Origin of the sequence: Microtetraspora niveoalba (assembly GCF_001570405.1) — a bacterium.
GTDB lineage: Bacteria > Actinomycetota > Actinomycetes > Streptosporangiales > Streptosporangiaceae > Microtetraspora > Microtetraspora niveoalba.
The window spans coordinates 1-16031 of the sequence record NZ_BBYM01000048.1; the positions used below are offsets into that span (position 1 = coordinate 1).

Sequence of the window (16031 nt, forward strand, 5' to 3'; positions counted from 1 at the left end):
GCCCCCGCCACGCCGCCGGAGAGCGGCCGCCCCCGCCACGCCGCCGGAGAGCGGCCGCGCCGGCCCACGGGACGGCGCACGCCGGGATTCCGTCGGTTCAGGCGGGGAGGGAGACCCCGACGCCGCCCCGGGTCTGCGCGCCGTACCGCTCCAGCTCCTTGGCGAGGTCCAGCGGCCTGACGCGGGCCCGGCCCGCGAGGGTCTCGTCGTCGATCAGGGCGAGCGGGACCAGCCAGGACACCTCGAATTCGAGCCCGTCCGGGTCCTTGGCGTACAGGGCCTTGGTGGTGGAGTGGTCGGACGCGCCGACCAGGGCGCCCATCTCGCTCAGCTTGACCGCGATGCGCTGCAACTCGGCGAGGGTGTCCACCTCCCAGGCGAGGTGGTAGAGCCCGACGGTGGACCGACCGGCCGGAGACGCCCCCGCCTGCGGGCCGAGCTCGAAGAGCCCGAGGTCGTGGTCGTTCGCCGATCCTGCGGCCTGCAGGAACGCCGCGCCGGGGCCGCCCATGACGACGCGGAACCCGAGCGCCTCCTGGTAGAACGCGACGCTCGCCGAGACGTCCCTTACGTACAGCACCGCGTGGTTGAGCCGCTGAACGGGCATGGCCCCTCCTCTTTTAATTGAACTCTCAATTATTCTACGCGACGCGCCGTTCGCGGAAACTGTCGGCGGGAGGTCGTACGGTGGCCTGCGGACTGGAGCCGACGGAGGGGAGCGTTTTCGTGATCGCTGACCGGGTCACCCAGGAGCGCGAGGCCAATCTGACCCTTTTCCGGGTCGTTCACGAGGTGGCCCTGCATCATGCCGGGCGGCCCGTCCACGAGGTGCTCCCCATCCTGCGCCGGGCCCTTCCCGTCGTCCCCGGCCTGGATGAGCCGGAGGTCCGCCGCATCGCCGAGCAGATCAGCGTCGGGCGCGACCCCTCCGGCCTCTGAGCGCTGAGGTCCCCCGGGTTCCCGAGCGGGTCGGCGTCGGGCGCCATCGCTTCGGTCGGTGAGCGCTGGGGTCGGTCGGAGGGCGTTCAGGCGTTCAGGAGTCCGGCGGGGTCCGCGATGATTCGCTGGATCACCTGTCCGGCCGCGCCGAGGGTCGCCGCCTCAGCTCCGAGCCGGGAGACCTCGACGGACGGCACGACCTCCCGCATCTCGCCGAGCCGAGCCGCCAGCGTCTCGGTCACGACGCCGCCGATCCAGGGGAAGAGCGGCGCGTAGATCCCGCCGAGCACGATCGTGCCCGGGTCCACGAGATTGACGGCGGAGGAGAGGGCGACCCCGAGCGCCCACCCCGCCCGCTCGCAGGCGGCCAGCGCGTCCTGGTCCCCCGCGTCGAGTCTCGCGAGGAGCCCGGCGATCCCCGCGCCGGCCTCGATCCCCGCTGCGGCGGCCAGGAGCGCGTCCTGGCCCGCGTACCTTTCGAGGCACCCCTGACCCCCGCAGCGGCAGGGCGGGCCGCCGGGGGAGACCACCACGTGCCCGAGCTCTCCGGCGAAGCCGTGGAACCCCCGGAACGGCTCGCCGCCCACGATGAGGCCCGCGCCGACGCCGATCTCGCCGGACACGTGCAGGAAGTCCCGATGCCCGGCGCCGAACCACAGTTCGCCCAGGGCCGCGAGATTGGCCTCGTTGTCCACCCGTACCGGGAACGGCAGCCGCGGGAGCGGGAGCGGCGTCACGTCGCGCCACCCCAGGTTGGGGGCGCGGCGGACGGTGCCGGTCGCCAGGTCGACCGTCCCGGGGACGGCGAGCACGCCGCCCACAACCCGGAGCCCGATGTCCACAGCTTCGTCCACAGCCGAAAGCGCCAGATCCTGCAGGTTCGCGATGACATCCCCAGGCTGTGCCATCCGGTTGTCCACAGGCTGTGTACGGCGAAGCCGTACCGACCGGGCGAGGTCCACGACGTGCGCGGCGAGGTAGTCGACGTTGATCTCCAGGCCGATCGCGGCGATCCGCTCGCCGCTGACCCGTACCTCCATGCCGGGACGGCCGCGCTCTCCGGCCCTGACGACGCCGGTCTCGACCACGAGCCCGGCCTCGATCAGGTCGCCGACCAGTTTCGACACCGTGGTCTTGGCCAGCCCGGTGATCTCGGCCAGCGCGGCGCGCGTCACCGAGCCACGCGCGCTGACCTCGCCCAGGACGAGCGCCAGGTTGCGCGCGCGCATCGCGTCGTGCCGGACCGCCTGTGTCATCGAACCTCTCGATCTCGCCGTGATCGGCGAACCATTGTCGACCCGAGGGCCCGGCGGGCGGGCCGCCGCGGGCCGTTTCGCGCTCCACGACCATCGTGACCCGCCGCGTCGCGGGCGGACCGCCGCGACCCTCGTCCTCAGTGGTGTGCCCTCGGCGGGTGGGCTCTTGACCTGCGGCCTCGGACCTCCGATATTTAGTCCATAACTTAGACTAATTCGGAGGAGTCACGTGTACACACCTACTCCCGACGACCGGTTCACCTTCGGCCTGTGGACCGTCGGCTGGCAGGCCCGCGACCCGTTCGGCGACGCCACCCGGGCCCCGCTCGACCCGGTCGAGAGCGTCCACCGGCTGGCCGAGCTCGGTGCGTACGGTGTGACCTTCCACGACGACGACCTGCTCGCCGTCGAGCCGGACCGCGACCGGGCGATCGCGAGCTTCAGGCGCGCGCTGGACGAGACCGGCCTCAAGGTGCCGATGGCCACGACCAACCTGTTCACCCATCCCGTGTTCAAGGACGGGGCCTTCACCAGCAACGACCGCGACATCCGCAGGCACGCCCTGCGGAAGGTCATCCGCAACATCGACCTGGCCGCCGAGCTGGGGGCGACGACGTACGTGTGCTGGGGCGGCCGCGAGGGCGCGGAGTCGGAGGCGGCGAAGGACGTCCGGGCCGCGCTCGACCGCTACAAGGAGGGCCTGGACCTGCTCTGCCAGTACGTCGTCGACAAGGGCTACGACATCAGGTTCGCGATCGAGCCCAAGCCCAACGAGCCGCGCGGCGACATCCTGCTGCCCACGATCGGCCACGCCCTCGCCTTCATCAACGAGCTGGAGCACTCCGAGCGGGTCGGCCTCAACCCCGAGGTGGGCCACGAGCAGATGGCCGGGATGAACTTCGCGCACGGCATCGCCCAGGCGTTGTGGCACGGCAAGCTGTTCCACATCGACCTGAACGGCCAGCACGGGCCGAAGTACGACCAGGACCTGATCTTCGGCCACGGCGACGTGAAGAACGCCTTCTTCCTGGTCGACCTGCTGGAGCACGGGGGTTACGACGGTCCCCGGCACTTCGACTACAAGCCGCTGCGCACCGAGGACGCGGCCGACGTGTGGGACTCGGCGGCGGCCAACATGCGGACCTACCTCATCCTCAAGGAGAAGGCGGCCGCGTTCCGGGCCGACCCCGAGGTGCGGGAGGCCCTCGCCGCCTCCCGCGTGACCGAGCTGGCGCGGCCGACCCTGGACCCCGGCGAGACCTACGAGGACCTGGCCAAGGACGAGTTCGACCCGGACGAGGCCGCCGAGCGAGGGTTCCACTTCACAAGGCTCAACCAGCTCGCTCTGGAGCACATCCTCGGGGTGCGCGGGTGAGCGGACCGCTCGTCGCCGGCGTCGACTCCTCGACCCAGAGCTGCAAGGTCGTGATCAGGGACGCCGAGTCCGGCGCCCTGGTCCGCCAGGGCCGCGCCGCGCACCCCGAGGGCACCGAGGTCCACCCCCGGCACTGGTGGGCCGCGCTCCAGGAGGCGGTCGAGCGGGCCGGCGGCCTGGACGGCGTCGCCGCGCTGAGCGTCGCCGGCCAGCAGCACGGCATGGTGTGCCTGGACGCGTCGGGAGACGTCGTACGGCCCGCGCTGCTCTGGAACGACACCCGCTCCGCGCGGGCGGCCGGCGACCTGGTCCGCGAGCTCGGCGGTCCGGAGAAGTGGGCCGAGGCGGTCGGCAGCGTTCCCGTCGCCTCGTTCACGGTGGCCAAGCTCCGCTGGCTGGCCGAGCACGAGCCGGACAACGCGCGGCGCGCCGCCCGCGTGTGCCTGCCGCACGACTGGCTCACCTGGAGGCTCGCGGGCGCCGGAGACGAGATCACGACCGATCGCGGCGACGCGTCCGGGACCGGCTACTGGTCGCCCGCCACCGGCGCCTACCGTACGGACCTGCTGGAGCTGGCCTTCGGCGCCGTGCCGGCCCTGCCCCGCGTCCTCGGGCCGGCCGAGCAGGCCGGGACCCTCGGAAGCCACGGCCCGGTACGGCTCGCGCCCGGCACGGGGGACAACATGGCGGCCGCCCTCGGCGTGGGGGCACGGCCGGGTGACGTCGTGGTGTCGATCGGCACGTCCGGCACCGCGTTCGCGGTGGCGGACACGCCGTCGAGCGACCCGAGCGGCGCGGTCGCGGGTTTCGCCGACGCCACCGGCCGTTTCCTGCCGCTGGTCTGCACGCTGAACGCGGCACGGGTGCTCGACGCCGCCGCCCGCCTGCTGAGGGTCACGCCGCGCGAGTTCGACGACCTCGCCCTGCAGGCTCCGCCGGGGGCCGGCGGGCTGGTGCTGGTGCCGTACCTGGAGGGGGAGCGCACGCCCAACCTGCCGGAGGCGACCGGCTCGCTGCGCGGGCTCACGTCGGCGACCGCGACTCCCGCGCATCTGGCGCGCGCGGCGGTGGAGGGCATGCTGTGCGGGCTGGCCGACGCGCTCGACGCGCTCGGCCTGGACCCGGCACGGGTGCTGCTGATCGGCGGCGGAGCCCGTTCGGAGGCGGTACGGCGGATCGCCCCCACGGTCTTCGGGAGGCCGGTGCTGGTGCCCGAGCCGGGGGAGTACGTGGCCGACGGGGCGGCCCGGCAGGCGGCCTGGCTGTTCGCGGGCGGTGCGGAGCCTCCGGAGTGGACGGCGGGCGAGCCGGTCCGCCACGAGGCGGCGGCCACGCCGGGCCTTCGCGAACGCTACGCCGACGCCGCCAACCGGGCGTGACCAGGGCCGATGCCGGGTCGCGCCGCGAGAGGAGCCGGTCGTCCCTGAGGCGACCCTGAGGCCGTCTCGGGGGAGGGCATCAGGGGCGGGTACGGAGTTCTCCGGATGGTCGGCGACGTTCTTCCGCGAGATTCTCAAATCATGGTCAAGAGGCTCTATCCCCTGCTCGCCTGCGCCGGCATCATGACCGCCGTCGTCGCGGCGGTCGTGGGGCAGATCGATCCGGATCCGTACCTCGATCCGGTCAATCTGACGCTGAGCGACTACGCGGTGCTCGACAGGAGCGGCGCGACGGAGGTCGCCATGGTCGTCCTGGGCGCCAGCTCGCTCGCGCTGCTCGCCGGGATGCGGGCCGTACGGGCGCCGGTCTCGGGCTGGCCGGAGCGGCTCATGGTGGTGTGGAGCCTCGCGCTGGTGGTCGCGGCGATCGTGCCGACGTCGGCCGTCACCGAGGGCATGACCTGGTCGGCGCAGGTTCACCGGTACGTCTCGGTGGCCGCGTTCGTCAGCCTGCCGGCCGCGACGGCGCAGCTCGTCGGGAGGTTCACGCAGGACGGGCGGTGGCGCGCGGCGGCCCGGCCGGTCGAGTGGTTGACGCTCGCCTCGGGCATCGGCCTCGCCGCGATGACCTATCTCGCGCTGCCCGGCCACGGTCTCATGATCGGGCTGGTCGAGCGGCTGTTCCTGGCGGTCGAGGTGGCCGTTCTCGGCGTGCTCGCGGTGCAGACGGCGCGACTGGCGTGGAGGGACGTCTTCGCCGCCCGTCCGGCGGTGGCCGGAAATATCGCCTCACGAGCTGACCAGGAGCTTCACCGGCTTCGCGGCATATAGTCGCTATATAGAAATTGGATCGGTTCGCTGCTAGCCTTTCCGTCGATCTTTTAAAGATCGAGAAGAGGGCGCATGGCGGCGAGCAGGTCCATCGGAATCAAGATCACCTTATTGCTGGTGATCCCCCTGGTCTCGCTTGTCGCGCTGTGGATCTTCTCCGCCTCGCTTACCGTCGGCGACGCGTTCCGTATGTTGAACTCCAAGACCGTTTACGACAGCCTCGGCGAACCCTCCCACGCGCTGGCGACCGAGATCGAACGCGAATGGCTCGTCTCCGCCCAATATCTCGCTACGCGTTCCGAGTCCGACAGAGCCGACCTGATCGCCCAGCGCGCCGTGGTGGACCGGGCGCGCGACCGCATGCGCGAGCTCGACGCCGAGAACGAGACGGCCACGCTGATCGCGGACGCGGCGAGGAAGCCGTACCAGGACCTGAAGGCCGCGGCGGACCGGCTCGACACCGTGCGCATGGAGTTCGACGCCGGGCAGCTCGACCTGGTCAACCTGGGCGAGAACTACCAGCCCTTCCCCGACGCCGTGCAGCGCTTCTCCGTGATCGCCGCCATGAGCACGGTCGAGGGGAGCGGCCAGCAGGCCCGCAGCCTCACCTCCATCTCCGGCGCCCAGCACGTGCTCGCCAAGGAGCGCGCGCTGGTGGCCGGTGTGCTCGGACGGTCGAGGAAGTTCACCGACGCCGAGAAGCTCAGGTTCGCCGAGTACGTCACCACCCGCCGCGTGCTCTTCACCCAGGGCATGAACGAGCTGGACGACGAGCTGCGCGCCCCGATGGACGTGCTCGCCAAGTCGGAGGCGTACCGGCAGCTGACGAACCTGGAGGACCGCATCCTCCAGGGGGAGGTCGCGGGAGAGGTCTCGCCCGTCCTGTGGCGGTCCGTCGTCGACCGGGTGGACAACGCGTACACGAACTCGCTGAGCAAGGCCGGGGCGGTGCACAACGCGCGGAACGAGCCCGCCGCGATCGGTGTCTTCGTCCGGGCGGGCGCGGCCGGCCTGCTCGGCCTCGGCGCGGTCGTCGCCTCGCTGATCATCTCGCTCCGGATGGGACGCGGCCTCACCCGGGAGCTCGTCGCCCTGAAGGAGGCCGCGACCGAGCTCTCGGAGGTACGGCTGCCGCGGCTGGTCCGGCGCCTGCGGCGCGGCGAGAAGGTGGGCGACGTCGAGGCCGAGGCGCCCCCGCTGGAGCCGACCGGCAGCACCGCCGAGGTACGCGAGGTGGCCGCCGCGTTCAGCGCCGTGCAGCACACCGCCGTGGACGCCGCGGTGGACCAGGCGCGTACGCGGGAGAGCGTCGGCCAGGCGTTGCGCAACCTCGCCCGCCGCAGCCAGGGGCTGCTCCAGCGCCAGCTCCGCCTGCTGGACGCGATGCAGGCCACCACCACGGACGCGACGACCATGGAGGACCTCTTCCGGCTCGACCACCTGACCACGCGGATGCGCCGCCAGGCGGAGGGTCTGATCGTCCTCGCCGGCGGAACGCCCGGCCGTACCCGGCGCACGGCGGTGCCGGTGGCGGACATGTTGCAGGGCGCGGTCGCCGAGGTGGAGGACTACACGCGGGTCCGGATCTATCCGATGCCCGAGGCCAGGGTCTCCGGCGGCGCGGTGGCCGACATCATCCACCTCTTCGCCGAGCTGATCGAGAACGCCGCCGCCTACTCGCCGCCGCACACCGAGGTGTCCCTGCGCGGAGAGTCGGTGGCCAGGGGATATGTCGTCGAGGTGGAGGACCGCGGGCTCGGGCTCTCCACCGAGGAGATCGAGACGATCAACCACCGGTTGGCGAGCCCGCCCGAGCTGGACCTCGCCGACACCGACCGGCTCGGCCTCGTGGTGGTCGCCCGGCTCGCCTCACGGCACGGCGTGCGCGTGGAGCTGCGCCCCTCGCCGTTCGGCGGGACCACCGCGATCGTGCTGTTGCCGCTGACGCTGCTGACCGCCGCGGGCGACGACGCGGGCCGGGAACCCGTACGGCTCGGCATCCCGGAAGGAGCGGGTACGTGACCGATCAGGAGCACTGGGACGAGGAGCTGGTCGAGGACGGCCCGGTCGTCCGGGCCTACGCTCTGACCCGTGGGCGGGTCGAGCCGACCTCGGCGGCCACGCTCGACCTGGTCGCCGTGGTCGTCGCCACCGGCGCGGCCGTGCCGTACCACGCGGATCTGGGGCACCAGCATCTGCGGTTGCTCGAACTGGTGCGCCGGGCCCGGCCGCTCGCGGACGTGGCCTCGGAGGCCGCGCTGCCGCTGAGCGTGGTGCGGGTGCTGGTCGGCGACCTGCTGGACCACGGGCTGATCCTGGTGCGGTCGCCGGCTCCGGAGTCGTCTCCGATGGAGAGCATTCTGCTTGAGGTGATCAACGGCCTGCGCGCGCTGTAGCGGGCCCTGGACGGGCTCCCCGGCCGGTGCCGCCGGGGAGCCTCTCGCGCCGCCTCGCCGTACGGGCGGCGCGCCGGTCGTCCGTCGACGGCACGTCCCGCGCCTGTGCCCCGCGTCCGGGCGGCACGCCCGCGCCTGGGTTTCGCGCCGTGCCGCTCGTACCGTGCCGTGCCGTTTTTGACGGGCGCGGGCCTACTTGCGCTGGGCGGCCGTGAGCGTCTTGAGCGCGTGCTCGACGAGCGTCACGAGGACGACCTTGGCCGAGGCGCGCCGCCGCACGTCGCAGAGGAGGACGGGCACGTCGGGGTCGAGGTCCAGCGCCACCCTGACGTCGTCGGGCTCGTGCTGGTCGGCGCCGTCGAAGCAGTTCACCGCGACGATGAAGGGTGTGCCGCGCTGCTCGAAGTAGTCGATCGACGGGAAGCAGTCGGTGAGCCGCCGGGTGTCGGCGAGCACGACCGCTCCCAGGGCCCCGTAGGACAGTTCGTCCCACATGAACCAGAAGCGCTCCTGCCCGGGGGTGCCGAACAGGTAGACGACGAGACCCTCGCGGATCGTGATCCGGCCGAAGTCCATGGCCACGGTGGTGGTCGTCTTGCCTTCCACCCCGTCGACGTCGTCGACGCCGACCCCTCGGTCCGAGAGGACCTCCTCGGTGCGGAGGGGACGGATCTCACTGATCGCGCCGACCAGCGTGGTCTTTCCCACGCCGAAGCCGCCGGCGACAAGGATCTTGAGGGCGACGGGCTCCTCAGAGGGCGCGTAGGCCATTGATCACTTCCTTGAGAATGCGCTCGCTGGGCAGCGGCGCCACTTGTGCGGGTGGTCGCACGCTGATCAGCTCATGGTCGTGCAGATCCCCGAGAAGGACGCGGACCACGCCGAGAGGCAGATCGATCTCGGACGCGATGTCCGCGACGGACATGGGTTCCCTGGCGATCGCGAGGATATGGCGCTGCTCCGGCCCGAGGGCGCTCTCGTCCTTCCCCGGCACGTCCGCGGCCGTGACCAGCGAGATGAGGTCGAAGTCGTCGCCGGACGAACGGGTGCGGCCTCCTGTCAGCGCGTACGGCCGGACGATGGGACCGGCCTCCTCGTCAAGCCACTGCGGTTCCGTCACGCCTCCTCCTCGGGGCCCTCGTTAGCGGCGGGGGTTGGTCGAGATGTGCTGGCCGACCCGCTTGACGAGCATGGCCATCTCGTACGCGATGTGGCCGACGTCGGCGTCGGAGGCGGCGAGCACGGCGAGGCAGGTGCCCTGCCCGGCGGCGGTCACGAACAGGTACGCCGACTCCATCTCGACGATGGTCTGGCGCACCTCCCCGCCGCCGAAGTGCCGGCCCGCGCCGCGCGCCAGGCTCTGGAAGCCCGCCGCCACGGCGGACAGGTGCTCGGCGTCCTCACGGCTGAGCCCCTGGGAGGCCCCGACGACGAGGCCGTCCGTGGACAGGATCACCGCTTGGCGGACGGCGCCGACCCTGCTGATGAGATCGTCCAGGAGCCAGTTCAGTTCGCCGGCCGACGTCACTTTGCTGGTCATTCGTCACCCTTCTCGCCATGCGTGTTACCGGAATTGTCGTCCGCGTCCTCCCGGCCGCGTTGCGCGCCCTTCTGGAAGGCCGAGAACGTCGCCCTGACCTGCTCGGGCGAGCGTTCCTCGGTCGTCTGGACCGGCGCCCCCAACGGCTGGGACGTCTCGCGGAGCTGGGGAGCGATGTTGGCCTGCCGTACACGCCGGGGGAGGCCGGCGTGCGTGCCGCTGGCGGCCGAGGCCCGGCGGCTCGGCAGGCCCGAGTCCTTGGACCGCCCAGGAAGCGCCGAACCGTTCCCGCGGCTCGGCGAGCCCGAGTCCCGGGTCCGGGTCGGCAGGCCCGCCTCCGATCCGTTCTGGACGATGCTGAGGCTGCGCACCCGGGTCTCCTCCGGGGCGTCCTCGCGCGCCGCCGACGGCACGGGCTCGGTGCGGCGGGAGGGGGGCGTGAAGAACGGCGACCGTTCCGCCCCGCCGGGCACCGGCGCCGGGAGCGCCGGCGCGACCGGGTCCGCCGAGGGGGCGCCCACGATCGCGGCCGCCGTCATCGACCCGGTGACCGGGGCCGGCGTGACCGTGCCCGTGACCGCGTCGCACTCGTCCGTCGCCACCGAACCGGTGATGGCCGGGGGAGCGCCGTCCTTGGCCACCAGCTCGCGCGGGATGAGGATGATCGCCGTCGTGCCGCCGTACGGCGAGGCGCGCAGCACGACGCTGACGCCGTAACGGGAGGCGAGCCGGCTGACCACGAACAGGCCGAGCCGGTCGCTGTCCGCCAGGTCGAACTCCGGCGGCGTGGCCAGCCGTTCGTTGATCGTGCCGTACTCCTCGGGGGTCAGCCCGAGGCCGCGGTCCTCGACCTCGATCACGAGGCCGTTGGCCACCAGCTCGCCGCGCACCTGCACCCGCGTCTGCGGGGGAGAGAAGATCGTCGCGTTCTCCAGCAGCTCCGCGGTCAGGTGGATGAGGTCGGTGACCGCCGAGCCCACCAGCGACGCGTTCGGCATCGGCATCAGCGTGATGCGGGTGTAGTCCTCCACCTCGGCGATCGCGGCGCGTACGACGTCGACCACGGCGACCGGCTTGCGCCAGGAACGGCCCGGCGTCGCACCGGAGAGGATGATCAGGCCCTCGGCGTGCCTGCGCATGCGGGTGGTCAGGTGGTCGAGCCGGAAGAGGTCCTCCAGGCTCTCCGGGTCGGTGGCCCGCCGCTGCATCGTGTCCAGCATCGTGAGCTGGCGGTGCAGCAGGCCCTGCTTGCGCCGGGCCAGGTTGAGGAAGACCTGGTTGACACCGCGCCGGAGGGCGGCCTGGCCGACCGCCGCCTCGACCGCGGTGCGCTGCACCGAGCTGAAGGCGTGCGCCAGGTCCTCGACCTCCGAGGAGCCGTGCGCCTGGATCGGCGGCGCCTCGGCGTCCACGTCGACCTCCTCGCCCTTGCGCAGCCGCTCGACCACGCTGGGCAGGCGGACGTCCGCGAGCTCCAGGGCGGCGTGCTGCAGCCCGGCGAGGTCGCGCACCAGGCGGCGGCCGAACCTGACCGAGAAGACGATGGTCCCGATGACCGCGATCAGGCCGACGCCGCCGGCGACCGCAATGCGGATCATGATGGTGCCCGCGACCGAGGTGGACCGCTCGTTGAGCGCGTCGGACGCCTCGATCCGCGCGTTGTCCAGGGCCGTGAAGAGCGCGTTCGTGGTGCTCTTCCACTGCCGGGCGTCGGTCGGGAGCGGGCCGCCCGAGCGCACCTGGTCGACGATCCGGTCCTCCAGCCCGCTGAACTTGGTGAACAGCTCGGAGGTGAGAACCTTCTCGTACGGCTCGCGCATGCCGCCCTGCAGGACGGGGCGGTTCTTCTGGTAGAGGAAGCGGCGGGTCGCCACCCACTCGCTGAAGGCGTTGTGCTCCTGCTGGCTCATCTGCCCCCGCGAGAGCACGCCGCGGATCAGCGAGTCCTCACGCGCGGTCATCTCGTACGCGACGCCCATCGCCTGCATGGCGGTGCCCTGCTCGTAGATGCCGAGGTCGGGGACGGAGACGAGCCGCGAGTAGACGTCGAACAGCTCGTCCATCAGCCCGTTGTACGCGGTGAGCGCGTCGAGGCGGGTGTACTTGCCGAGCGCCACGGACTCGCGGATGGAGGGCAGCCGGCCGAGGGCCTTGACCAGGGCGTCGACCGGGGCCAGCAGGTCCTCGCCCATGGAGGCGCGGGTGTCCTCGCTCTTCGCGGCCTTGGTGAACTTGTCGACGGAGGCGCTCGTCTTGAGCTGCTGGGCGCTCAGGGCCGTGGACGTGGTCTGGCCGGAGCTGAGCGTGTCGGCGGCGAGGGCGCGCTCGGCCTGGATCTGGAGTCCGAGGTCGGTGGAGGTCACGCCGACGGAGTCGTACAGCGAGGCGGCGCGCACGAGGGCCAGGCCGTCGCCGACGGTCAGATTAAGGACAAACCCCCACAAAGCGCTCAAGGTGAGCAGGGGTAGGAGCAGCAATAAGAAGATCTTGAACCGAATCGACCGGTTTCTCGAACCCATGGCCACTCCTGCAGTGCGTGGAGGTCGCGCCGCATTTATGGGGAAATGCACCTCCGGAAGATCGCACAGGAGACTAGCACCGATACAGTTCCGGCGCATTGGAGGGACCTGATGAATACTGTCATTACCGGCGCAAGTGACGGAATTGGGGCGGCCGCCGCGCTCCAGCTCGCCCGCAAGGGGCACCACCTCGTCCTCGTGGGCCGGACCTCGTCCAAGCTGGCGGCCGTCGCGGACCGGATCGCCGAGGTCACGGGCGACCGGCCCGACACGCTGACCGCGGACTTCACCTCGTTCGACGACGTCCGGCGGCTGGCGCGGGAACTGCTGGACCGCACCGAACGCATCGACGTCCTGGTCAACAACGCCGGGGTCATGTCCACCAAGCGGCAGCGCACGGCGGACGGGAACGAGCTGATGATCCAGGTGAACCACCTGTCGCCGTTCCTGCTGACGAATCTCCTGCTCGACCGGATCGGGGAGTCGTCCGGGCGTGTGGTCACCACCTGCTCGCGCGCCGCCAAAACCGGGCGCCTCGACCCCGCCGACCTGTCCCGGGACCGCCGCCGCTGGAGTGGATGGCTCCAGTACGGCGACTCCAAGCAGGCGAACGCCCTCTTCACGGTCGCGCTCGCCGAGCGTGGAATCGCCGCGACGTGCCTGCACCCCGGCGTCATCCGGACCGGCTTCGCCCCGGGAACGTTCCTCATGAAGCTGGTGCTCCATGTGCCGGGGATGGGGGAACCGGTCGAGGCGGGCGCCGCCAGACTCGCCCACCTGGCCGCTGAGCCGGACGGGATCGAGCACCCGGGCCGGTACTTCGCCGGGAACGCGCCCGCCGACGTGCCCCGCCAGATGTCGGATCCCGGCCTCGCCGCCACCCTCTGGTCCGCGAGCCTCGCCGCGACCGGCCTCGCGTCGTCCTGACCCCTCGCGTCGTCCTGACCCCTCGGGGCGGCGCCGGTACGGCAACGCCGACGCCGGCGCGAGCCCGGTATGGAACCGGCATGGGCCCGGAAACGGCCGCCCCCGTCCGGGAACACCGCCGGGAAACGCGACGCCGACTCGTAAACGGTGGCCCGGCTCGGGTGCGCCAGATGGAAACGCGACACCCGCTCGTAAACGGTCACCCGGCTCGGGTGCACCGGCTGGAAAACGTGAGCCGGCTCGCAAATGGTCGCCCGGCTGGGAGCAACGCCGGGAAACGGCGACACCGACTCGAAAAGGAGTCGGTCGGTGCGATGCCGGTCGGAGCGGCGATACCGCCCTGTGCCCTTCTCGCGCATCGCTCGCGCCCATCCCGCGTCGCGCGTACCGAAGGCCGTGCGCTTTCCGTCGTCGCATGAGCGGGGCGCGGACGGCGGCGCCCCGAGGGGGCGAGATCGGAAGAACCGCCGAGGTGATGATCGCGGGAACAGACCGAGGCGGGGAGGCGCGGAGAGCGGGGTGTGGACGGCCCCGACGGCAGGCGAAGTGGGGGAGGCGCGGAGAGCGGGTGCGGACGGCCCGGCGGCAGGCGAGGCGGGGGGCGGAGGAATTCGGGAGAACCGAATTTCCCGGAATCCCGATTTGGAAGGAGAAAACCGCCGAGTTTCGCGTCGAGGACGGCTGGATATCCGAAGGGAGAACCGTCACGCGAACGGTCAGGAGAACGCGCGTACAACTATCGATGAAAACGGCGGGAATCGGAGTGCCGCCGGATGTCGCAATTGCGGAACATGACGTTCGCGTCTCGATATCGGTGGTGGTGTTGCGGTATCGGAACGTTTCCCGCATGGTGTTCGTTGTCCGGGTCGATCGTGTGTCGGCGCGGACGGTGCGCGTCGTCCAGGGTGACGCTCGGGGGAGTACCACCCGTGATGACGTGCTGCACGCGGTCGGGGTAACGTGCCCGTTCGCGGTGTAAGTGAAGACGACGGGGTGACACGGTGGTCGGCAAGCAGGGCAGAGTGACGGGCAAGATCGGTCCGGGCCTTGTCGGTGAAGTGATGGTGCCGATCCGCGGGGGGGTCGAGGCGTTCTACGCGCATCCGAACCTTCCGGAGGAGGAGATCCCGGTCGGATCGCTCGTCGTCATTGTCGAGTATTCGCCGCCGCGTACTGTCTACGTCACGCGCGCGATCGCCTGACTCCCTGTCCCCCGGAAGTGGAGGCGTAGATGCCCACGGAATTCCTGGTTTTGGGCGGCGCGATCGTCGTCGCTCTCATCGTCATCGCCCTGTTGTTCAAGGCCATCTGGCGCGTCGCGGAGCCCAACGAAGCACTGATCATTTCCGGGCTCGGCGCGCACACCAAGAACGAACTGGCCGACAGCCTCGGTTTCAAGATCATCACCGGTAAGGGTACGGCCGTCATCCCGGGATTCCAGAGTGCCCGGCGCCTCCGGCTGGACAGCCGGGCGACCAACCTGCAGGTCTCCTGCGTCACCCAGCAGGGCATTCCCGTCCAGGTGCGCGGCGTGGTGATCTACAAGGTCGGCGACGACTTCACCAGCATCGCCAACGCCGCGAGGCGTTTCCTGGACCAGCAGGACTCGATGAACGGCGCGATCCACGAGCTGTTCACCGGTCACCTGCGCTCGATCACCGGCAACCTGACCGTCGAGGACCTCATCCTGAACCGCGAGCGGCTCACCAGCGAGACGCGCAGCTCCGCCGCCGACGAGATGAGCAAGCTGGGCCTGGTCGTCGACTCGCTGCAGATCCAGGAGATCGACGACGAGACCGGCTACATCGTCAACCTCGGTAAGCCGCACGCCGCCAGGATCGCCGCCGCCGCGCGCATCGCCGAGGCGCAGCGCGACCAGGAGGCCACCGAGGCCGAGCAGGTGGCCGCCGCCAGGAAGGCCGCCGCGATCCGCGAGTCCCAGATCCAGCAGGCCGGTTACCAGGCCGAGGTGGACCAGGCGGCGGCGAAGGCCCGGCAGGCCGGTCCGCTGTCGGAGGCCACCGCGCGCCAGGAGGTCGTCGTCCAGGAGACCAGGGCGGCCGAGCTCGAGGCCCAGCTCTCCGAGCAGCGGCTCCAGTCCCAGGTGCGCAAGCCCGCCGACGCCAAGGCGTACGAGACCGTGACGCTCTCCCAGGCCGAGCGTGACGCGCGCATCGCCCAGGCCGAGGCCGAGGCCCGCGAGACGGAGCTTCGCGCCGCCGCCCAGGCGTCCCAGGTCAAGCAGAGCGCGGCGGCCGACGCCGAGGCCGTACGGCTCCGCGGTGAGGCGGCCGCGGCGGCGACCAAGGCGACCGGTGTCGCCGAGGCCGACGCGGCGCGCGCCCGTGGTCTCGCCGAGGCCGAGGCGGCCAAGGCGAAGGGTCTGGCCGAGGCCGAGGCGATCCGCGCCAGGTCCGAGGCGCTGGCCGAGAACCAGGAGGCGGTCATCGCCCAGCAGCTCGCCGAGAACTGGCCGCAGATCGTCGAGGCCGGGGCCAAGGCGTTCGGCAACGTCGACCACATGGTCGTGCTGAACGGCGCGCAGGGCATCGAGGAGATGCTCGCCAAGGCCCTCACGCTCGGCGGCACCGGCCTCGGGCTGGCCCGCACCCTGCTCTCCGGCGGCACCCCGGCCGGCCTGAACGGCGCCGACCCGACCAAGAACACCGTGGACACCGCTTCCTGACCGTACGTCCACCGAAGACACCGCGGCCGCCCCGCTGTCGGGGCGGCCGCTTTCGTATGTCCCGCCCCGCCGTGGAGGCCGTCAGCGCCCGGCGACTCGCCGAGAACCGGCCGCAGATCGTCGAGGCCGGGGTCATGGCGCGGGTTGTCAATACCTCTCGGGTCACTTCTCGTCCAGACGTGA

General features: G+C 71.5%; 15 protein-coding genes. 9 read left to right on the forward strand and 6 right to left on the reverse strand.

What is annotated here, in order from left to right; all coding sequences use genetic code 11:
• Positions 1–97 precede the first annotated feature (97 nt).
• Positions 98–607, reverse strand: a complete 510-nt coding sequence (locus AWQ70_RS33905) for a VOC family protein (RefSeq protein ID WP_067185708.1) — start codon at positions 605–607, stop codon at positions 98–100.
• A 119-nt stretch (positions 608–726) separates the two neighbouring features.
• On the opposite strand from AWQ70_RS33905, the gene AWQ70_RS33910 reads away from it, so the two are divergent.
• Positions 727–939, forward strand: coding sequence for a hypothetical protein (locus AWQ70_RS33910; protein ID WP_067185787.1), 213 nt, complete (start codon positions 727–729; stop codon positions 937–939).
• 86 nt (positions 940–1025) lie between these two features.
• On the opposite strand, the gene AWQ70_RS33915 is transcribed toward AWQ70_RS33910, so the two are convergent.
• On the reverse strand, positions 1026–2195 hold the full coding sequence (locus AWQ70_RS33915; RefSeq protein WP_067185710.1) for an ROK family transcriptional regulator: 1170 nt from the start codon (positions 2193–2195) through the stop codon (positions 1026–1028).
• 229 nt (positions 2196–2424) lie between these two features.
• Between AWQ70_RS33915 and xylA the strand changes: the two genes are divergently transcribed.
• The 5 genes from xylA (at position 2425) to AWQ70_RS33940 (ending at position 8176) form a co-directional block, all read left to right on the forward strand.
• Complete coding sequence (gene xylA / locus AWQ70_RS33920; RefSeq protein ID WP_067185712.1) at positions 2425–3570, forward strand: xylose isomerase; 1146 nt, start codon at positions 2425–2427, stop codon at positions 3568–3570.
• On the forward strand, positions 3567–4949 hold the full coding sequence (xylB, locus tag AWQ70_RS33925) for a xylulokinase (protein WP_067185714.1): 1383 nt from the start codon (positions 3567–3569) through the stop codon (positions 4947–4949). The genes xylA and xylB overlap by 4 nt, the downstream gene beginning before the upstream one ends.
• Positions 4950–5090: 141 nt before the next feature.
• Entirely contained in the window at positions 5091–5780 is a 690-nt protein-coding gene (locus AWQ70_RS33930; RefSeq protein ID WP_157530794.1) for a DUF998 domain-containing protein, read from the forward strand.
• A 72-nt stretch (positions 5781–5852) separates the two neighbouring features.
• On the forward strand, positions 5853–7802 hold the full coding sequence (locus AWQ70_RS33935) for a sensor histidine kinase (protein WP_067185716.1): 1950 nt from the start codon (positions 5853–5855) through the stop codon (positions 7800–7802).
• Positions 7799–8176 carry a DUF742 domain-containing protein gene (locus tag AWQ70_RS33940; protein WP_067185719.1) on the forward strand — a complete coding sequence of 126 codons (378 nt, stop codon included), beginning with the start codon at positions 7799–7801 and terminating at the stop codon, positions 8174–8176. Before AWQ70_RS33935 ends, AWQ70_RS33940 begins: the two co-directional genes overlap by 4 nt.
• A gap of 192 nt (positions 8177–8368) precedes the next feature.
• Here AWQ70_RS33940 and AWQ70_RS33945 read toward each other — a convergent pair whose 3' ends face one another.
• Genes AWQ70_RS33945 through AWQ70_RS33960 form a run of 4 tightly spaced genes read right to left on the reverse strand, consistent with a single transcriptional unit; the run spans position 8369 to position 12193 of the window.
• Positions 8369–8947: a GTP-binding protein gene (locus AWQ70_RS33945; protein ID WP_067185721.1), complete on the reverse strand. Its 579-nt coding sequence runs from the start codon at positions 8945–8947 to the stop codon at positions 8369–8371.
• The gene (locus AWQ70_RS33950) at positions 8928–9296 is read right to left on the reverse strand and encodes a DUF742 domain-containing protein (RefSeq protein WP_067185723.1); all 369 of its coding nucleotides are present in this window, start codon (positions 9294–9296) and stop codon (positions 8928–8930) included. The genes AWQ70_RS33945 and AWQ70_RS33950 overlap by 20 nt, the downstream gene beginning before the upstream one ends.
• 21 nt (positions 9297–9317) lie before the next feature.
• Complete coding sequence (locus AWQ70_RS33955) at positions 9318–9716, reverse strand: roadblock/LC7 domain-containing protein (RefSeq protein WP_067185725.1); 399 nt, start codon at positions 9714–9716, stop codon at positions 9318–9320.
• Positions 9713–12193 carry a sensor histidine kinase gene (locus tag AWQ70_RS33960; RefSeq protein ID WP_169808784.1) on the reverse strand — a complete coding sequence of 827 codons (2481 nt, stop codon included), beginning with the start codon at positions 12191–12193 and terminating at the stop codon, positions 9713–9715. The genes AWQ70_RS33955 and AWQ70_RS33960 overlap by 4 nt, the downstream gene beginning before the upstream one ends.
• Before the next feature lie 153 nt (positions 12194–12346).
• On the opposite strand from AWQ70_RS33960, the gene AWQ70_RS33965 reads away from it, so the two are divergent.
• The 3 genes from AWQ70_RS33965 (at position 12347) to AWQ70_RS42180 (ending at position 15848) form a co-directional block, all read left to right on the forward strand.
• Positions 12347–13162: an SDR family NAD(P)-dependent oxidoreductase gene (locus AWQ70_RS33965; RefSeq protein WP_067185728.1), complete on the forward strand. Its 816-nt coding sequence runs from the start codon at positions 12347–12349 to the stop codon at positions 13160–13162.
• 1001 nt (positions 13163–14163) lie between these two features.
• Positions 14164–14364, forward strand: coding sequence for an NfeD C-terminal domain-containing protein (locus AWQ70_RS33975; RefSeq protein WP_067185731.1), 201 nt, complete (start codon positions 14164–14166; stop codon positions 14362–14364).
• Between the two features lie 29 nt (positions 14365–14393).
• Positions 14394–15848, forward strand: coding sequence for a flotillin family protein (locus tag AWQ70_RS42180; protein ID WP_067185733.1), 1455 nt, complete (start codon positions 14394–14396; stop codon positions 15846–15848).
• Positions 15849–16031 lie beyond the last annotated feature (183 nt).

Coding starts and splice junctions, on each gene's coding strand:
- AWQ70_RS33905 (WP_067185708.1), bottom strand. CDS start 607: ATGCCCGTTCAGCGGCTCAACCACGCGGTGCTGTACGTAAGGGACGTC.
- AWQ70_RS33915 (WP_067185710.1), bottom strand. CDS start 2,195: ATGACACAGGCGGTCCGGCACGACGCGATGCGCGCGCGCAACCTGGCG.
- AWQ70_RS33930 (WP_157530794.1), top strand. CDS start 5,091: ATGGTCAAGAGGCTCTATCCCCTGCTCGCCTGCGCCGGCATCATGACC.
- AWQ70_RS33935 (WP_067185716.1), top strand. CDS start 5,853: ATGGCGGCGAGCAGGTCCATCGGAATCAAGATCACCTTATTGCTGGTG.
- AWQ70_RS33945 (WP_067185721.1), bottom strand. CDS start 8,947: ATGGCCTACGCGCCCTCTGAGGAGCCCGTCGCCCTCAAGATCCTTGTC.
- AWQ70_RS33955 (WP_067185725.1), bottom strand. CDS start 9,716: ATGACCAGCAAAGTGACGTCGGCCGGCGAACTGAACTGGCTCCTGGAC.
- AWQ70_RS33965 (WP_067185728.1), top strand. CDS start 12,347: ATGAATACTGTCATTACCGGCGCAAGTGACGGAATTGGGGCGGCCGCC.
- AWQ70_RS42180 (WP_067185733.1), top strand. CDS start 14,394: ATGCCCACGGAATTCCTGGTTTTGGGCGGCGCGATCGTCGTCGCTCTC.